We start from the raw sequence: 16496 nt of genomic DNA, 5'->3' as shown, positions 1-16496 counted from the left end.
CTAATTAGTGCTTAAAATTGCCACAATTCTTCCACACATTCAATGTTCGTTTTGGATTAGCGCGATAATTCTTCGGCCACCATGTACCCAACGGACGGGCTGATCCACTGTTTTGACGCAACCAACCGACCATCCGATGCAAAATCATATCGGTTCTGGAACTGAATATCAGGGTTTTGGCATGTTTCAGATACCTGACGCACCGGGACAACCTCTTGCAAAATCGTGACGGACGAACGACCCAAAGTTCTGATATTGCAAATAAAACTTCGTCTTTCGATATCGTCCCCGCCATCTAGGTAGTCGTGCACGCGCAATATATTTTGGCCGCTCCCCCGCATAACGGCTGACCTTACGGCATCCAGATCGGCCGCCATCAAGTCCTCTCCATAACCTCGGGTCGCAACCAAAAAGCCTTGCTGAAAAGTCACAGTTACACCGTCGACCGAAAGCCAAGTGCTGTTTGCGCGATTGCGCGCCACTTCCTGCAAAGTCGCTTGAGAAGGAAATTCGGGGATTTCGATATAGATTAGCCGAATCTCGGCTTGGTCTAACGCATCGCGCGTTAGACGGGCACGTGGATCGGGTTGATCGTCCTTAGACCACAGGTCCGAGACACCGCTCCAAACCTGATTTGCTGTTTCCGTTCCGGGCTGGTTTCCACATCCCGACAGAACCATCAGGATCGCTGCAAGTGAAGCCGCTTTCAAAATTGATTGTACCATAATCATTTCCAAAACCTTCCCCATCGCGCCTCTAGGTCGGGACGATGTGTGTCTTTGACTTGCCGGTATAGTCGGTTGGGAACACTCAGCCGCGCACCGCCGTCACGCTGAATGGGGCGGATTTCGCCCCCGACAGTCCGCCTGTTTGGCTGGCCCAATATCCAATCAACAGGCGCTTCCACGATCAGTCCTTTGTCAAAGGAGCCTTCGCCAAAGTCTGCGGAGGAAACGTCGGTGAGGGTTGCGAAGGCACCAATGCGCCATCCGCTATCGAATTCACGCGTCAGGGTCAGGGTCCCGCCCACATCGCCCGCAAGGTAGCGGCCCACGTCAAGCTGCGCGTGATACTCCTCGCCAAATTCGTAGTAGGCTGAAACATGGCCTGTCACGACGTCATAGGCCTGGAAGCCGAATTGCTTATCAAAATCGCGCTGTTTGACGTAATTGACCTCAGCGCCAAGTCCGAGACGGCTGTTGACGGGCTTCCACAACAACTCGGCTGATACGCCACCATACATCGCCTCTAGGTAGCCCGCAGTCACACGCCCATAGAGGTCGTCTGACGGTCGGAACAAATATTCCACCGTTAAATAATCAAGCGATGGGTCCCCTTCGCGCAGATATCTAAAGCCATCTGATCTGACGGGGGGCAATGGGCTGTCGGACGCATCGCGCACCGCATCATCAAAACCACCAACCAGTCGTTTGCGCACCGCGCCCTGAAGTGAAAGCCCTTCGGCAAGGCGCAATGTGCCAGATGCTTCAATGCCCGCACCAATCCGCAAAGGACGGTCAGGATCGAAAAGAGTGAGTTCGGTATAGGGAAGGACACCGAAGCTGAGCTTGGGGTATTGGTTATCTGCGCGTTCAAGCCCTGCTTTTGGCCCTGCTGGTTCAATCTTGGTGCGCGCATACACCTCCCAAGCGCCGTCGGGCGCGTTGTCAAAGCGCTCAAGATCCGAGCGTTTCAGCGTGACAGCCGTGCTTGCAACGTTGCCATTCATAGGCTCGATCACAAAGGTTTCGACCGATGCCGGCAGTGTCGCCGTCAAGCCACGCGCGATCCGACCTACGGCTTGCGATGTGGCACGGTACCTGGTGTTGCGCACACGCACGCGGACTGCGTTCCGCTCAAGCTGCATGCCCACCAACTCAAACCCATCGGCCTCAAGAACAGTCGTGATTTGCTGGCGTATGATTGATTTGCTTTGATCAATATCCCATCCAAGCGCCTGAGCGCCTGCAGGACGCGGCACAATCGGAAGCGCACCGCGATCTAGCCCACCAGCCGCTGGCCTGTCTTTCGGATCAAAATGGAACGTCGCCGACACACCGATGGTCGAGCCATAAAGGTAGTAGGCACCCAGTTCGAGATTTTCGTAACCCGTGTAAACGGCCCCGAAGTTGAGCGAACTATCGCGGTCAAAAACGCCGTTGTTCACTTGGCTTGTATAGCCATCCGTCGAGAATTCGGCCTTAAGCGTCAGATCATCATTGAACTGATAGGTAACGCCACCAAAGATAGCCGCATCTCCGCGAAACCAAAGGCTTGAATCAAAATCGCCACCTTCGCCAAAATCCAGATCAGGGCGCGTTTCAAAACCATCATCAAACACACCGAGCGGGTTGGTAAAACCGTGCTTGGACCCAAGACGCCCCCACCCCATTCCACCCGTTAAGGTCAACCTGTCGCCAAAGGTTTTCGTAGCAACCACATACTCACTTGAGAACAAACCTGTCCCGATGAAGTCCCGCATGCCGATGGCAACCGCAGGGCGACGGTCTGTTTCCGTCAGAATTTGATATTGCAGGTCAAAGCTGCGGTCCCAAGTCCGCGGACTCCCTGGCCCGCTGACTTGGTCAATGGTGCTGTAGCGAAACGCGCCTGTCAGGCGCGGCGCAATCTGAAACACAAGAGACGTCTGACCACCGCCATCGTAAGTACTGATGCTGGTCGAAAACCGGCCGTCAGGCGCGGCATAAGCAGTTGGCATGTCGATAATACCGGGCGTACCAAGCATACCTGTCGTGGGCTCGATTGACTGCGCCAACAAAGGATTGGATGCGCAAAGGGCCGCAACCGCCACACCATGTGCTACTCGCTTCGTCATGTCCCACTCCTCGTTGGCTCAGGGTCGTGTAGTCTTTTTTGAGCCGTGGAAAAACCCCTGCCCGTTGCTGACGTGTGAATCGAGGAACGACCGCAACACTTTCGCTGACACCAATTCAGATTGCGGCAAATTTCGGAACACTTTGCCGCGAAAAGACCTTTGCACCGCTCTTTTTCTGCCTTTTCAGCCGCGCATCGTGATCTCGAAACAATGCGTTCAGAAACAGGAAACGATACAAATGACACATTTCTCCAATGATCCTTCGATCACCGCCCAAGTTGCCAACCTTGTTCTTCAAGAACGCCGTCATTCGCTCAGCCCGCGTGAATGGAAGCACCGTTTGGCAGGCTATGGATATGCCCTGCGCGATACGGCCCACGGTCATGTAGTTACGACCCTGCCACACGGCATTGAGGTTTGCACGATCCCCGCGGCCGCTGAGTGATCTCAGCGCCCCGGGATCACCCCGCGCTTTTCGCCCGCGCCTTCCCACCCGTTGATCGCGTCAACGGCGTCTTGGGCTGTCTCGACAAATACAAAAAGGTCCAGATCATCCGCTGAAATGGTGCCCGCTTCGGACAGCGCATCCCAGTTTATGATGCTGTTCCAGAACGCCCGACCAAACAAAAGGAAAGGCACACGCGCCATCCGCCCGGTCTGGATTAGGGTAAGCGCCTCAAACATCTCGTCCAAGGTGCCAAATCCCCCCGGGAATACTGTGATTGCAGAGGCACGCATTAAGAAATGCATCTTGCGGATCGCAAAGTAGTGAAAGTTAAAGCAAAGCTCGGGGGTCACATATTCATTGGGCGCTTGTTCATGTGGCAGCACGATGTTCAGGCCGATGCTTTTGCCACCTGCATCCAAAGCGCCGCGGTTGCCCGCCTCCATCACACCCGGGCCACCGCCTGTGGCAATGACATTCTCATTGGGGTTCCCCTGTAATGTCATCAGTCGCGCAAACTCGCGCGCTTCGTCATAATACTTGGTTAATTCAGCAAGGGTCTTTGTCCGCGCCTCGCTTTTTTTGGCAGGCTCGGGGATACGCGCCCCGCCAAACATAACCACGGTGCTTTCAATTTCTTGTTCGTCCAGCATCATTTCTGGCTTGAGCAACTCAAGCTGCAAGCGAACAGGCCGTAGCTCGGGCCGGCACATAAAGTCTTCATCAGCAAAGGCCAAAGCATAGGCAGGCGAGCGGGTTTGCGGCGTATCTGGCACCTCGCGTGCCGTGACACGGTCCTGACCGCTGTCGCGGAACGGATGATGGCGGTCGTCTTTCATTGAACTTCCCCTGCACTTGTCATGTGATTGCGCCTTCTATGTCTACGGTCTATAGGCTGCGACAATCTGTTGCCAACCATGAATTGGAGAGCCCCATGTCGAACGCACACCTTGAAACCGCCATCGAAGCTGCATGGGATGCCCGCGATACAATTACCCCGTCCACCACAGGTGAAACGCGCGAGGCGATCGAAGATACCCTTAACGCGCTGGACAGTGGCAAGTTACGCGTGGCCGAACGCCGTGAAAACGGTGACTGGCATGTAAACCAATGGGCCAAAAAGGCTGTGCTCCTGTCCTTTCGTCTGAACGACATGGCGATGATCGAAGGCTCCAACGGCAATGGCAGCTGGTGGGACAAAGTGCCGTCGAAATGGGAAAACTGGGGCGACAACCAATGGCGCGACGCGGGCTTTCGCGCGGTGCCGGGTTCAATCGTGCGCCGCTCGGCCTATATCGCGCCCGGTGTTGTGTTGATGCCGTCTTTTGTAAACCTTGGCGCTTATGTTGACGAAGGCTCGATGGTTGATGGATGGGCAACTGTGGGTAGCTGCGCGCAGATCGGCAAAAACGTGCACCTGTCGGGTGGCGTTGGCATCGGCGGCGTGTTGGAGCCTATGCAAGCAGGCCCCACCATTATCGAAGACAACTGCTTTATCGGTGCGCGTTCCGAGGTGGTCGAAGGGTGCATCGTGCGCGAAGGGTCAGTTCTGGGCATGGGCGTGTTTATCGGCCAATCCACAAAGATCGTGGATCGCGAAACAGGCGAAGTCATGTATGGCGAAGTGCCCCCTTATTCGGTGGTCGTCGCAGGCTCGATGCCCTCCAAGAACGACATCAACCTCTATTGCGCTGTAATCGTAAAACGGGTCGACGCAAAAACACGCTCGAAAACTGGCATCAACGAGCTGCTGCGTGACTGATAAGGTCAAAAAACCCAAGAAACCCCATTTCGTCTACACATTGCTGGTCGAAGTGGGGCGCAAAGACGGTGACGGTCTGCCCAAGGGCGCAACGGGTGCTGCGATCATGTTGTATTCCTCTGGCGTGGACGAAGCCGAAGCCGTGCGCGAAGCCGTTGCGATCCTCAAGCAAGCCGACATGGCCCCGTTGGACGTGTCCGGTTATGGCACTTTGGAAGAGCGTCTTTCTGAAGGGCACGACATCAGCGAAGACGAACGCGCCTTGATGCAACAGGCTTTGGATGAAAACTCGGTCATCGTTGTTCAGATGACACCCTTTTACGACAAAGCCTAACGCGCGGCAGTCCCAAACCACTTGCGGTTCAAATCGTCATACGCGCCGTTTTCACGCAAACGTAAAAGGGCGCGGTTGATCGGCTCTGCCAGCGGACTGTCGGATTGCAATGCAAAGCCGTAATTCTCTCGCAAAAAGACGCTTCCAACCATCTCAGCAAAATCTCTTCCTTGGGTATTGGCGTAATACTGAAGCACAGGTGCATCGAACACCACAACCTCTGCCGCACCAGATTCAAAAGCGGCAAGCAAACTGTCCAGACCTTCATATCCGTCAAATCTGATATCACGTTGATCCATGAAGGTCGAAGCGGTCGATCCTTCAACCGTAGCAACGCGGTAATCATATAAGTCCGCTGGTCCACTGATGTTGGAATTGATCGCATTGACCGTAAGGACCGAAGTGATCTTTGCCACGAAAACAGAAACGATAAACAACGACGAAATCACAAGAAATGTCCCAAGCACGCGGCCCCAGACCGTCCGCGGAACACGTTCCTCAAACCCGCCGTTGACGACAAGGTTCAAGGCCCACCAAAACGCAGGAAACGGCGCATCTTTGGCAGACAGCTCAAAATAGGGTTGCGCGTTACGTTCCAGCCGCCACATCAACATGCCACCGCATAGCAAAAGGGCAAACGCAGCTATAATCGCCAGCAGGACCTCGGCCGAGAACAAGACCCGAAAGACACTTGTGCCGCTCGTATCGCGCTGTGCCATGATCTGTAGGCCACTGGCAAATATCGGGCGGGAAAAATCAAGAATTTCCTCCCGTGCAGATGTGACCGAAATATTCGCCGCCGCAAGGTCGGCCTGACCGTCTGTTACCGCATCCAACATCGCGCCAAAGCTATCGAAACGGATGATTTCGATGGGACGATCAAGCTGTTCGGCAATCTGCGAAATCAGATCAATGCTAAACCCGACGTTTTCGCCATCGTCCATGAAGGAAAACGGCGCCCGCTCAACAGTTGCAACGGTTATCGGTGCGTCTTGCGCACTCAGGGATCCTGTCGACGCCGCGAGACCCGATAGAAAAACGATCAGCGCAATGGTCCGCTGGACAATAGCTCGCATAGGCTACGCCGCCAGATGTTGGGCCAGCAATTGACCCTCGTAGGACTTCAGCATGCGGCGCGCCGCATCACTGTAGCCATCACCTGTTTCAGGGTCTAATTCAGGGAAAATCGTGCAGATTTCCTTGATGATGTCGGCTTCGAACATCGCCGATGTCTGCTTGCCGGGCAGAAAGCTTTCTGTTGCAAGCCCATCCGAGAACACAACCTCATGCGCGTCAAAAAGAAGGTGAATGTACTCCACTTGGCCACCCTCTTTGCGGCGCACTTTTTTATCATTCACAAGGTCTTTCGCAGCCACCAGAACCTCTGGTTCACCAAACAGCAAATCCGCCAGACTGTCGCGGATCAACACACGGTGCTGCGGCGAGACCAATAACTTTGCGTGGCTTCCAAATGTGTTGGCGGCAATTTCAATCGGCGCAAAATTTCCTGCAGCTGGCACCATGCGACGCCCGATCCAGCGCAATGGCTGCAAACCGTTGTCTTTGGTTAACACCAAATCATCAGGCAAGAGTGATTCAACCAACCGCGGCCCACGGTCCGTTTCGATCATTGTGCCACTGGTGAAACACGGGATCTTATCGACATTAACAAGGCCAACATCCGTAATCCCGTTGTCGTCTTCGATGGTGTAGGTGAAGTTGAAATCATCGGCATCATTATCGGCATCAATGGTGAATGTGCCATCTGCATTCAGTGTGATCACGTCGCCCGATGGCAGCGTAACAGACTGCCCCGCAGTCACGGCCTGACCATTGATATGTGTGATCGTCAAAACCGAATTGGAAGCGCTGCTGTCGTTTGCCAGCACATCAAGGATACGGGTGCCGTCTGGATAAATGCTTTCGGTGTCATCCTCAGCGATGAGAACGGTCTGGATACTATCGCCCGCAATCAAAAGGGCCGAGTCGTAGTTGTTGTCAGATGTATCCGCGATACCGATCCGGATGGAATTCACCACACCAGGGTTTACCGCCATTGTAAGGCTCAGGGTGACAGTAAAGCCATCCATTTCTGTGTTGAACTGGTCTTGGGTGTTGTCATTATACAGGTTTGAGTTGTCGACTTGGTTCACATCCCCAACCGCAGCTGACGCAGTCGCACCATTCACCGCAAGCGGCACGACAGAGCCGTTTACCCACACACCGACAACGTCGTTAAACTCAGTATTCGAGTATTCGGGGAATTCCTCGGATGCAAAGACGAACTGGATCGTCATGGTATCGCCTGTCGGAATAAAATCGACATCCAAGAAGGCGGCATCAAATGTATTGGTGCCAGCCAACGCGTTGAAATCCGCGTTATTGTTCGGGCCGCTGCTGCTGCTGCTTGTGCTGCCCGATTGGTTTGTGTTGGTCGCACTGGGGCGTGTGAAGAAATCAAGATCGCCCGTCGACAGAATGACACCCGTATCCCCGGGCGTGACACCCGGCGCAATCGCGTCACCACCTGTATAAATACCGCTACTGTCGTTATCGCCCGTATAGTTCGGGTTGGACGCCCCGTTGGTTGATGCGTTTACAACTTGCACACCGTCGCCAAAGATCGCCTCGGCCATCTGGGTCGCGGTTGCGTTGTCATTGATGTTCAACTCGGTCATCTGCACTGCCCTCACACTTCGAGACATGCAGACACCAGCCAGACCCGTTTTTGCCAAAACGGTTCTCTTTTTGATGTATCGGATACGCCGCTTTGCGGTCTTTATCCTGCTCTACCCTGCCTCGGGTTTGTTTATTAACAATAAGTTACCGCAGAAAGGGCGCTGTGTTAACCCACTTTGAACGTATTGTTGCCCATTTGCATCCGCACCCAACCAACGGTAGCAAGGAAGGGCCAAACCACAAGGTATGCCGCAATGACACCTATCGACCCTGCAAAACTGACCGCTGATCTTGTGCGCTGCGCATCAGTTACCCCTACGGAAGGTGGTGCGCTGGTCCTGTTGCAGGCCTTGCTTGAGGATGCAGGCTTCACTTGCTGGCGCGTGGATCGTGGCAAGGTGGCCAACCTGTATGCGCGTTGGGGCGCCAAAGGCCACAGCCGCACATTCGGCTTCAACGGCCACACAGATGTCGTCCCCATTGGAAACATTGATGACTGGACGCATGATCCGTTTGGTGCCGAAATCGTTGATGGCGTGATGTATGGGCGCGGGACAACCGATATGAAATCGGGCGTTGCAGCTTTTGCGGCGGCGGCGATTGATTTTGTCCGCGAAACACCCCCCGACGGATCGGTCGTCTTGGCCATCACTGGCGATGAAGAAGGCGACGCTGTGGACGGCACCATCGCTTTGCTGGACTGGATGGACACCGAAGGCGAACAGCTGTCTGTCTGCTTGGTCGGAGAGCCCACCTGCCCCAACGAAATGGGTGACATGATGAAGATCGGGCGGCGCGGATCTCTCACCGCGTGGTTTACCGTGACCGGCAAGCAAGGCCACGCAGCTTATCCACATCGCGCAAACAACCCCATTCCCGCCCTGGCCCGCATGATTGACCGCATCGCCAGCCACCAGCTTGACCAAGGCAGCGACCACTTCGATGCCTCCACCATTGCTGTGGTCACACTGGATACAGGCAACCCCGCCACAAACGTCATCCCCGCGCAAACCAAAGCCACCGTTAACATTCGCTTTAATGATCTGCACACAGGCGCAGACGTCAGCGATTGGCTCCGCCAAGAAGCGGCGAAGGCAGCTGAAGAGTTTGGTGTCCAGATCGACACAGAGATCAAAATCAGCGGCGAGAGTTTCATCACACCGCCTGGTGATCTGTCGGCCCTCGTCAGTTCAGCCGTGCAGGCCGAGACAAATCGGGTGCCCGAAATGTCCACATCAGGTGGCACATCTGATGCAAGGTTTGTCAAAAATCACTGCCCTGTCGTCGAATTCGGCCTTGTTGGAAAATCCATGCACCAGGTCGATGAACACGTCGAAGTGGCCCATATCCACCAGCTTAAAAACATCTACAGCCGCATCCTGCGGGACTATTTCGCATGAGCCGCCTTCCCACGCGCGACGAAGTTTTGGTTTGGATCAAAGACAACCCGACCAAAACCAACAAGCGCGATATCGCACGCGCCTTCGGCATCAAAGGTGCAGCCCGCATCGACCTGAAAAAACTGCTCAAGCAACTTGAGGCAGATGGTCATTTGCAAAAGCGCAAACGCACCTACGCCGATCCCGAAAAACTGCCTCCTGTTTCGATCCTCAAGGTTCTGGCGCCAAATGCGGATGGCGATCTTTATGCCCAACCGCTCGAATGGCAGGGCGAAGGAGTTGAGCCACGTGTGCTGCTGAACACCCGCGCCGCTGACCCTGCCCTTGGCGAGGGCGACCGCATCCTTGCGCGCCTGACCGAAGTGATCGACGACGATCACCAATACGAAGCCAAACTGATCCGCCGCATCGGACAAGCCGCCGCAAAAGTTGTTGGCATCTTCAAAAAAACGGCCGAAGGCGGGCGCATCATGCCCATCGACAAAAAGCAAGATCGCGAATGGTCTGTCGCGTCTGATGCAACAGGTGGCGCCAAAGACGGCGAATTGGTGGAAGGCGAAGCCGCTGGCCCCAAGGCGCGCATGGGTTTGCCGCGCGCGCGGATCACCACACGCCTTGGCGATCCCACAGCACCCAAAGCCGTATCGCTCATCGCCATCCACCAACACGGCATCCCCGATGACTTTCCCGCCGATGTGCTGGCCGAGGCCGATGCCCACAAACCCGCCCCCCTTGGAAAACGCACTGATCTGCGCGACCTGCCACTTATCACCATCGACCCGTCAGATGCCCGCGATCACGACGACGCCTGTTTTGCCATGGCCGATCCCGATCCGAAAAATCAGGGCGGCTACATCCTGTGGGTGGCCATTGCGGATGTCGCCCACTACGTCACACCCAACTCTGAACTGGACCGCGAGGCACGCAAACGCGGCAACTCAACCTACTTCCCTGACCGGGTTGTTCCTATGCTTCCCGACCGCTTGTCTGGCGATCTATGCAGCTTGCATGAAGGCGTGCCGCGCGCCTGTATCGCGGTTGAAATGGTGCTGGATGCCAGTGGCGAAAAGATCCGTCATACCTTCCACCGCGCGTTAATGAAATCACACGCCAGCCTGCACTACGAAGAAGTCCAAGCTGCGATGGATGGCCATATCACCGATCGCACAGCGCCGTTTCTTGATGACGTTATCAAACCGCTCTATGCGGTCTATGACGCATTGGTACAGGCGCGCAAACGGCGCGGCCCCCTTGATCTGGACCTGCCTGAACGCCGCATTGAGTTGGCCGAGGACGGCACGGTGCAATCCGTCAACTTCAAAGACCGTCTGGAGGCACATAAGCTGATCGAGGAATGCATGGTGCTGGCCAATGTCGCCGCCGCCGAAGAATTGATCGCCCGCAAGGAACCATTACTTTTCCGCGTGCATGAAGAACCCAAGCCCGAAAAACTGGAGGCTCTGCGAGAGACTGCCCAAGCCAGCGGTTTTAACATGGCTAAAGGGCAGGTCTTGCAAACCCGTCACCTCAACAAATTGCTCAACGATGCGGCAGGCGGTGAATTTGCCGAGCTGATCAACATCTCGACGCTGCGGTCCATGCAGCAGGCCTACTACTTCCCCGAAAACTTTGGTCACTTCGGGCTGGCCCTGCGCAACTACGCGCATTTTACGTCGCCAATTCGGCGCTATTCGGACCTGATTGTGCACCGCGCGCTTATCACCGCCCATGGGTGGGGCCGCGACGGGTTATCCCCTTGGGATATCGAAAATCTCAAAGAGACCGCCGAACAAATCAGCACCACCGAACGCCGTTCCATGCTGGCAGAGCGTGACACGACCGACCGCTATCTTGCCGCTTACATGAGCGAACGTGTGGGCAATGAATTCACGGGGCGCATCAGTGGCGTGGCGCGCTTTGGTCTCTTCATCAAACTGGATGAAACAGGCGCCGATGGCCTTGTGCCTGTGCGCAGTATTGGCCGCGAATACTTTAACTATGACGCCGACAGCCAAACGCTGATGGGCAGCGACAGTGGCCGCGTCTTTGGCCTTGGCCAGCGTGTCACAGTGCGTCTGGCCGAAGCAGTCGCCATGACCGGTGGGATCGAGCTTGAGTTGCTGTCGGTCGAAGGCCAAAGCATTGCGCGCGGCCCCTCCAAAGGCGGGCAAAGACGCGGCAAACCGCCTAAATCCAAAGCACGCAATGCCGCCAAGAAAGCGGCGAAGGCAAAGCGCAAAGTCACGCGCAGCCGCAGACCCTGACGCGCTTTTGCGCTTTTTCACCTATTCGTTTGTTTCGCAATCACGAACAATCACGTATAGACTGGAAAAAACAACGCGATGCGAGCAGGTAAATGCGTAGAACATTAACAATCCTTGTCAGCCTTGGCTGTCTTACGGCGTCATCGGTGTGGGCCAATGCGCCCACCACATCGCTGCGTCCCGAAGGCCGTGCCAGCCAGACACCCCCAACGCAAACGCTTGTAACGCGGGGCACGACCAGCCCCCTACAGTTGCTCAATGGCGCGTCCTTGCGTCCGCAAATGCGTCCGACACGTGTGGCCCAGGTTCAACAGGAGGTTCCAGCCATGACCCAAGCGGATCTTTCGGCCTCAAACGTGCGCTTTCAAAACTGGATTGCAGCGTTCAAACGCGACACGGCACGCAAAGGAATTTCGCAGCGCACATTGGACCGCGCATTTGATGGTGTGACCTATGACGCCCAGATCATCAAGCTGGACCGCAACCAATCAGAATTCACCAAAACAATCTGGGAGTATCTGGACAGCGCTGCTTCGGCCAGCCGTGTCAAAAATGGCAAGGACGCTGTCAGCAAACACGCCCGCAGTCTTAACGCAATCGAAGCGCGATACGGCGTAGACAAAGAAGTCGTCGCCGCCGTTTGGGGGCTGGAAAGCGCCTATGGCAGCTTCAAAGGAAACACGGATACCATCGAGGCCTTGGCAACACTCGCCTTCGACGGGCGGCGTGGCGCCTTTTTCGAAGAACAGCTGATCGCAGCTTTGAAAATCCTTGAAAATGGCGATGTCAGCGCACGTGGTATGAAAGGCTCTTGGGCGGGTGCGATGGGCCACACCCAGTTTATGCCAACGTCCTATTTGGATTATGCAGTGGATTTCACGGGCGATGGCAAGCGCGACATCTGGTCGGACGATCCTACCGATGCGCTGGCCTCTACGGCGGCCTACCTCAATCGGTTTGGATGGGTGAAGGGACAACCGTGGGGTGTTGAGGTCAAACTGCCCCGTGGGTTCGATTACACCCAAGCCAGCCGTAAAATCAAAAAAATGCCATCCGATTGGGCGCGCCTTGGCGTGCGCGATATGAATGGCGAACCTGTGCGTGACTTTGGCAACGCCTCAATTCTCTTGCCCGCGGGTGCGCAGGGTGCGGCGTTTATGATCTTCAAAAACTTCAGCGTGATCGAACGCTATAACGCCGCTGACGCCTATGTGATCGGGGTCGGGCATCTGTCAGACCGCCTGAAGGGTAAACCGAAAATTCAAGCGAACTGGCCCCGTAGCGACCGCGCCTTGAAATTCAGCGAACGCAAAGAACTTCAGCAGCGTTTGACAGCGGCGGGTTTCAGCACCCAAGGCATTGATGGCAAAATCGGCCCCAACACGATCAACGCCGTGCGGGCCTATCAGCGCAGCGTCGGGTTGATACCCGATGGCTATCCTTCGTTGGCCGTGCTGTCCAAGCTGCGTTAGGGCTTCAAAACCGTGATGATGTAGCGGTTGTTATGGCAAAAAACCTCCGCGGTGCGCAGGTTGCCATTCAACCGCAAATCCAGCCGTTTACGCTTGCGCTCGTTCATGACCAAACCGATGACCTTGTCCAAAATCCACCGCGCGCGGGGCTTTTTGGCCTGAAGCTCCGCACCAATGCGGGTCAGGCCAAAGCCCAACACGTTGAACAACTCCTGCTCGATATCGACTGATGGCGCGACGGCCTCGGTGATATCCTCGCGCCCCTCTTCGGTCAGACCCAGTTTTTCGATGATCTGGTCAAAATCCGAAAGAGGGTGTCCGCCCCCCACTTTGGGGTTCAGATCCTCATGCACAAACGCGTCCGACCGGAAACAATCCGCAATCAGGATTTGACCGTTTTGCCCAAGCATAGAGACGCATTTCGGCAGGCTGACGCCCATGTCGATATACTGAAAACTCTCTGAAAACAGGCACAGATCAAATGTGTGGTCGCTTTGAAAATCCTCAAAGCCCATCACATAAACCGTGGCCCCAACTGCATTGGCACGGCACCGTTCGGCCAAAACCTCTGACGGCACGACGATCTCAACCGAATGACCAAGCGCCAACAATTTGCCAGCCGTGACGCCAGCGCCACCACCAATGTCCAGAATGCGCAGCTTGCCTTTGGGCAACCGTTCAAACAACTTATCCGTATAGGCGGTTTGCGCCCGTCCCACATTGCCTGCGTTCACGTCAATGCCCGTCCACAGACCGTAATGCAGGTTTTCCGTTCCCGTCAGCCACTGCATCAGCTTTACGCCAACATCGAGGCCGATGGATCGGGTATCAAGTTTGTTCTTTGTCATGCCTCTGCTTTATCCGAGCTGCTTGAAATTAGAAAGCCGTCTAACGCAAAGCAATGTCGGGGACACATGGCCCGCCACTGTGACAGCTTTTTACCACATCAAGCATGGCGGGCGACGGGTTGGCGAAGGCAAAGCCCCCGCATGGGCTGAGTTTTAGCGCATACCCATCATCTGTCTTTTCAACAAATGCCAGCATTTGCCCTGCGGCAGGTGCGCCCGCGCACCAAGAGCCAAAACACTCGGACGTCACCTGCACAGATCCAGCCCAGTCCTTTACAAAACCTTCACGGCTCAGGAATTTTCCACTGAATTGCGCCGAAACAGTGACTGATTTTGCCTTATTGGGGTCGCGCAACTGTTTGGGCTGCAACGCCTTGCGGTCCATCGCAAAGGTTCCAAGCAAAATCACATATTGATCGGCAGAGGACGCCGCCGCCTGATAACTGCGGGCGACATCCGGGCGCAGGCAACTCAAGGCAAACGCAGGCTCGCTAACCACAAGCGCACACAGAAACGCGACCGCGCGGATCATAAGTGCGGCCCCAACTGACGCAGCACCTCTGCGTAGGCGTCTGCCTTGAACGGCACGATTGCGTCCTGCACTTTATCAACGGGCATCCACGTCCAACGCGAAAACTCCGGCTCTTCGGTTTCGATATTAACGTGATCGTCGTCCCCCAAAAATCGCATCAGATACCATTTTTGTTCTTGGCCGCGGAATTTGCCCTTCCACAACTTGGGGATCAGATCATGGGGCAGTTCATAGGGAATCCAGCCCTCTGTTTCGGCGATGATTTCGACCAGATCAGGCGTGACCCCCGTCTCTTCCTCTAACTCCCGTAAAGCCGCTGCACGGGGGTTTTCGCCTTTGTCGATACCGCCTTGGGGCATTTGCCACGCGTCATAATCGCGGTCCAAACGCTGCGCCATGAAAACCTTGTTGTCACGGTTTACCAACATCACACCCACGTTGGGACGATAGGGCAATTTGGCGATCTGTTCAGCGGTCAGCATATCTGGGCTCTCCAATGCAAAAGGGCGGCGCTGCACATGCAGTCACCGCCCTTTACGTTATTCAATGATCAAGGATCAATCCTGCGGGCCAAGCGCATTCAACCCTTTGAGGATATCAATGGCGTAGGCCAGTTGGTAATCCTCTTCACGCAGATCAGCCGCCGCTTCGGCGCGGGCGCGGTCATCTTCGATCTGTTGGATTTCATCTTCGGTCAGACTGTCGTTGTTCAGACTTCCGCGCAGGTCAGCTTCTGTGCGGGGTGCGCGCTCTTCCTCGTCCTCCTCGGTGGGCGGCGCAGGGCGCGGCTGTTCCACAATGATGTCGGGCGATACGCCAAGCGCCTGAATCGAACGGCCCGATGGTGTGTAATACCGCGCAGTCGTCAGGCGCACCGCCCCGTCCCCACGCATCCGCATCACGGTTTGGACCGATCCTTTACCAAAGCTTTTGGTCCCGATCACAATCGCGCGGCGATGGTCCTGCAGGGCACCTGCAACGATTTCAGACGCAGAGGCCGACCCCCCGTTGATCAACACAACCAAAGGCTTGCCATCAATCAAATCGCCGGGTGTTGCATTGAAACGATCTCCGTCCGCAGGGTTGCGCCCACGGGTCGAAACGATCTCGCCTTCCTCCAAAAACGCATCCGACACGCGGATGGATTGCGTCAAAAGACCGCCAGGGTTGTTGCGCAAATCCAGCACAACACCGTTGATGTTGTCCAATCCACCTGCTTCTTCGATCTGTTCGTCCAGCCCGTCTTTGAGGTTCGGATAGGTCTGATCGTTGAAGGTGCTCACACGCAAGACAACGGTCTCGCCTTCGGTGCGGGCGCGCACGGCTGTCAGTTTGATGGTGTCGCGAATGATCGACACATCAAACGGTTCTTCGGCATCTTCGCGCACAATGGTCACAATGATTTCCGAACCCAAAGGCCCGCGCATCAGATCTACAGCTTCGTCAAGCGTCAGACCCAGAAGGCTTTCGCCGTCCACATGGGTGATAAAGTCACCCGCCAGAACGCCTGCTTGCTCGGCAGGGGTGCCATCCATCGGCGCCACAACTTTAACAAAGCCTTCCTCTTGGGTCACCTCAATGCCCAAACCGCCAAATTCCCCACGGGTCTGCACCTGCATCGCTTGGGCATCCTCAGGTGGTAGATAGCTTGAGTGCGGATCAAGCGAGGTCAACATCCCGTTGATCGCAGCTTCAATCAATTCGCCTTCATCGACCTCTTCAACATATTGGCTGCGGATCCGCTCGAAGATGTCTCCAAACAGATCAAGCTGCTGATACACATTGGTGTTGCGGTTATTCTCTTGCGCCAAAAGCGGGCCTGCCACCTGTGTCGTCAAAATCACGCTCGACAGGGTGCCAACCGCGGCGGCCATCATCAATTTCTTCATTCTCTACCTCTCCTGTCCCCAACGTGGTGGGGCCT

At 55.6% G+C, this 16496-nt stretch carries 15 protein-coding genes; 6 read left to right on the top strand and 9 right to left on the bottom strand.

From position 1 onward, the window contains the following. Positions 1–56 precede the first annotated feature (56 nt). A complete protein-coding gene (locus tag L1065_RS08345; protein WP_237095003.1) occupies positions 57–725 on the bottom strand; it encodes a YjbF family lipoprotein in 669 nt (222 codons plus the stop codon). Between the two features lie 2 nt (positions 726–727). Next, positions 728–2836 (bottom strand): YjbH domain-containing protein, encoded by a 2109-nt coding sequence (locus tag L1065_RS08340; protein WP_237095002.1) that lies wholly within the window; start codon positions 2834–2836, stop codon positions 728–730. A gap of 238 nt (positions 2837–3074) precedes the next feature. On the opposite strand from L1065_RS08340, the gene L1065_RS08335 reads away from it, so the two are divergent. Beyond that, positions 3075–3281 carry a hypothetical protein gene (locus L1065_RS08335; RefSeq protein ID WP_237095001.1) on the top strand — a complete coding sequence of 69 codons (207 nt, stop codon included), beginning with the start codon at positions 3075–3077 and terminating at the stop codon, positions 3279–3281. Between the two features lie 2 nt (positions 3282–3283). Here the strand turns inward: L1065_RS08335 and L1065_RS08330 are convergent, their stop codons facing one another. Continuing rightward, the gene (locus L1065_RS08330) at positions 3284–4120 is read right to left on the bottom strand and encodes a TIGR00730 family Rossman fold protein (RefSeq protein ID WP_237095000.1); all 837 of its coding nucleotides are present in this window, start codon (positions 4118–4120) and stop codon (positions 3284–3286) included. A 95-nt stretch (positions 4121–4215) separates the two neighbouring features. On the opposite strand from L1065_RS08330, the gene dapD reads away from it, so the two are divergent. Continuing rightward, positions 4216–5043, top strand: a complete 828-nt coding sequence (gene dapD / locus L1065_RS08325; protein ID WP_237094999.1) for a 2,3,4,5-tetrahydropyridine-2,6-dicarboxylate N-succinyltransferase — start codon at positions 4216–4218, stop codon at positions 5041–5043. Further along, positions 5036–5377, top strand: coding sequence for a hypothetical protein (locus L1065_RS08320; RefSeq protein WP_237094998.1), 342 nt, complete (start codon positions 5036–5038; stop codon positions 5375–5377). Before dapD ends, L1065_RS08320 begins: the two co-directional genes overlap by 8 nt. Here the strand turns inward: L1065_RS08320 and L1065_RS08315 are convergent. Then, the gene (locus tag L1065_RS08315) at positions 5374–6453 is read right to left on the bottom strand and encodes a transporter substrate-binding domain-containing protein (protein ID WP_237094997.1); all 1080 of its coding nucleotides are present in this window, start codon (positions 6451–6453) and stop codon (positions 5374–5376) included. The genes L1065_RS08320 and L1065_RS08315 overlap by 4 nt on opposite strands. 3 nt (positions 6454–6456) lie before the next feature. Continuing rightward, on the bottom strand, positions 6457–8055 hold the full coding sequence (locus L1065_RS08310; protein ID WP_237094996.1) for a Hint domain-containing protein: 1599 nt from the start codon (positions 8053–8055) through the stop codon (positions 6457–6459). 255 nt (positions 8056–8310) lie between these two features. On the opposite strand from L1065_RS08310, the gene dapE reads away from it, so the two are divergent. The 3 genes from dapE (at position 8311) to L1065_RS08295 (ending at position 13192) form a co-directional block, all read left to right on the top strand. After that, positions 8311–9456: a succinyl-diaminopimelate desuccinylase gene (dapE, locus tag L1065_RS08305; RefSeq protein WP_237094995.1), complete on the top strand. Its 1146-nt coding sequence runs from the start codon at positions 8311–8313 to the stop codon at positions 9454–9456. Beyond that, entirely contained in the window at positions 9453–11720 is a 2268-nt protein-coding gene (gene rnr, locus L1065_RS08300) for a ribonuclease R (protein WP_237094994.1), read from the top strand. The genes dapE and rnr overlap by 4 nt, the downstream gene beginning before the upstream one ends. Before the next feature lie 92 nt (positions 11721–11812). Next, complete coding sequence (locus L1065_RS08295) at positions 11813–13192, top strand: lytic murein transglycosylase (protein ID WP_370641154.1); 1380 nt, start codon at positions 11813–11815, stop codon at positions 13190–13192. Here L1065_RS08295 and L1065_RS08290 read toward each other — a convergent pair. The 4 genes from L1065_RS08290 to L1065_RS08275 form a co-directional block, all read right to left on the bottom strand. Next, positions 13189–14040 (bottom strand): bifunctional 2-polyprenyl-6-hydroxyphenol methylase/3-demethylubiquinol 3-O-methyltransferase UbiG, encoded by an 852-nt coding sequence (locus L1065_RS08290; protein WP_237094993.1) that lies wholly within the window; start codon positions 14038–14040, stop codon positions 13189–13191. The genes L1065_RS08295 and L1065_RS08290 overlap by 4 nt on opposite strands. Before the next feature lie 40 nt (positions 14041–14080). Further along, entirely contained in the window at positions 14081–14572 is a 492-nt protein-coding gene (locus tag L1065_RS08285) for a hypothetical protein (RefSeq protein WP_237094992.1), read from the bottom strand. Continuing rightward, complete coding sequence (locus L1065_RS08280) at positions 14569–15051, bottom strand: RNA pyrophosphohydrolase (protein WP_237095188.1); 483 nt, start codon at positions 15049–15051, stop codon at positions 14569–14571. Before L1065_RS08280 ends, L1065_RS08285 begins: the two co-directional genes overlap by 4 nt. A gap of 78 nt (positions 15052–15129) precedes the next feature. Further along, a complete protein-coding gene (locus L1065_RS08275) occupies positions 15130–16461 on the bottom strand; it encodes a S41 family peptidase (protein WP_237094991.1) in 1332 nt (443 codons plus the stop codon). Between the last annotated feature and the right edge of the window lie 35 nt (positions 16462–16496).

Source organism: Nereida sp. MMG025, from assembly GCF_021654165.1.
In the GTDB taxonomy this organism is placed as follows: domain Bacteria; phylum Pseudomonadota; class Alphaproteobacteria; order Rhodobacterales; family Rhodobacteraceae; genus Nereida.
The sequence above is the reverse complement of the archived record's forward strand: the minus strand, read 5'-3'. Positions and strand labels throughout refer to the sequence as shown.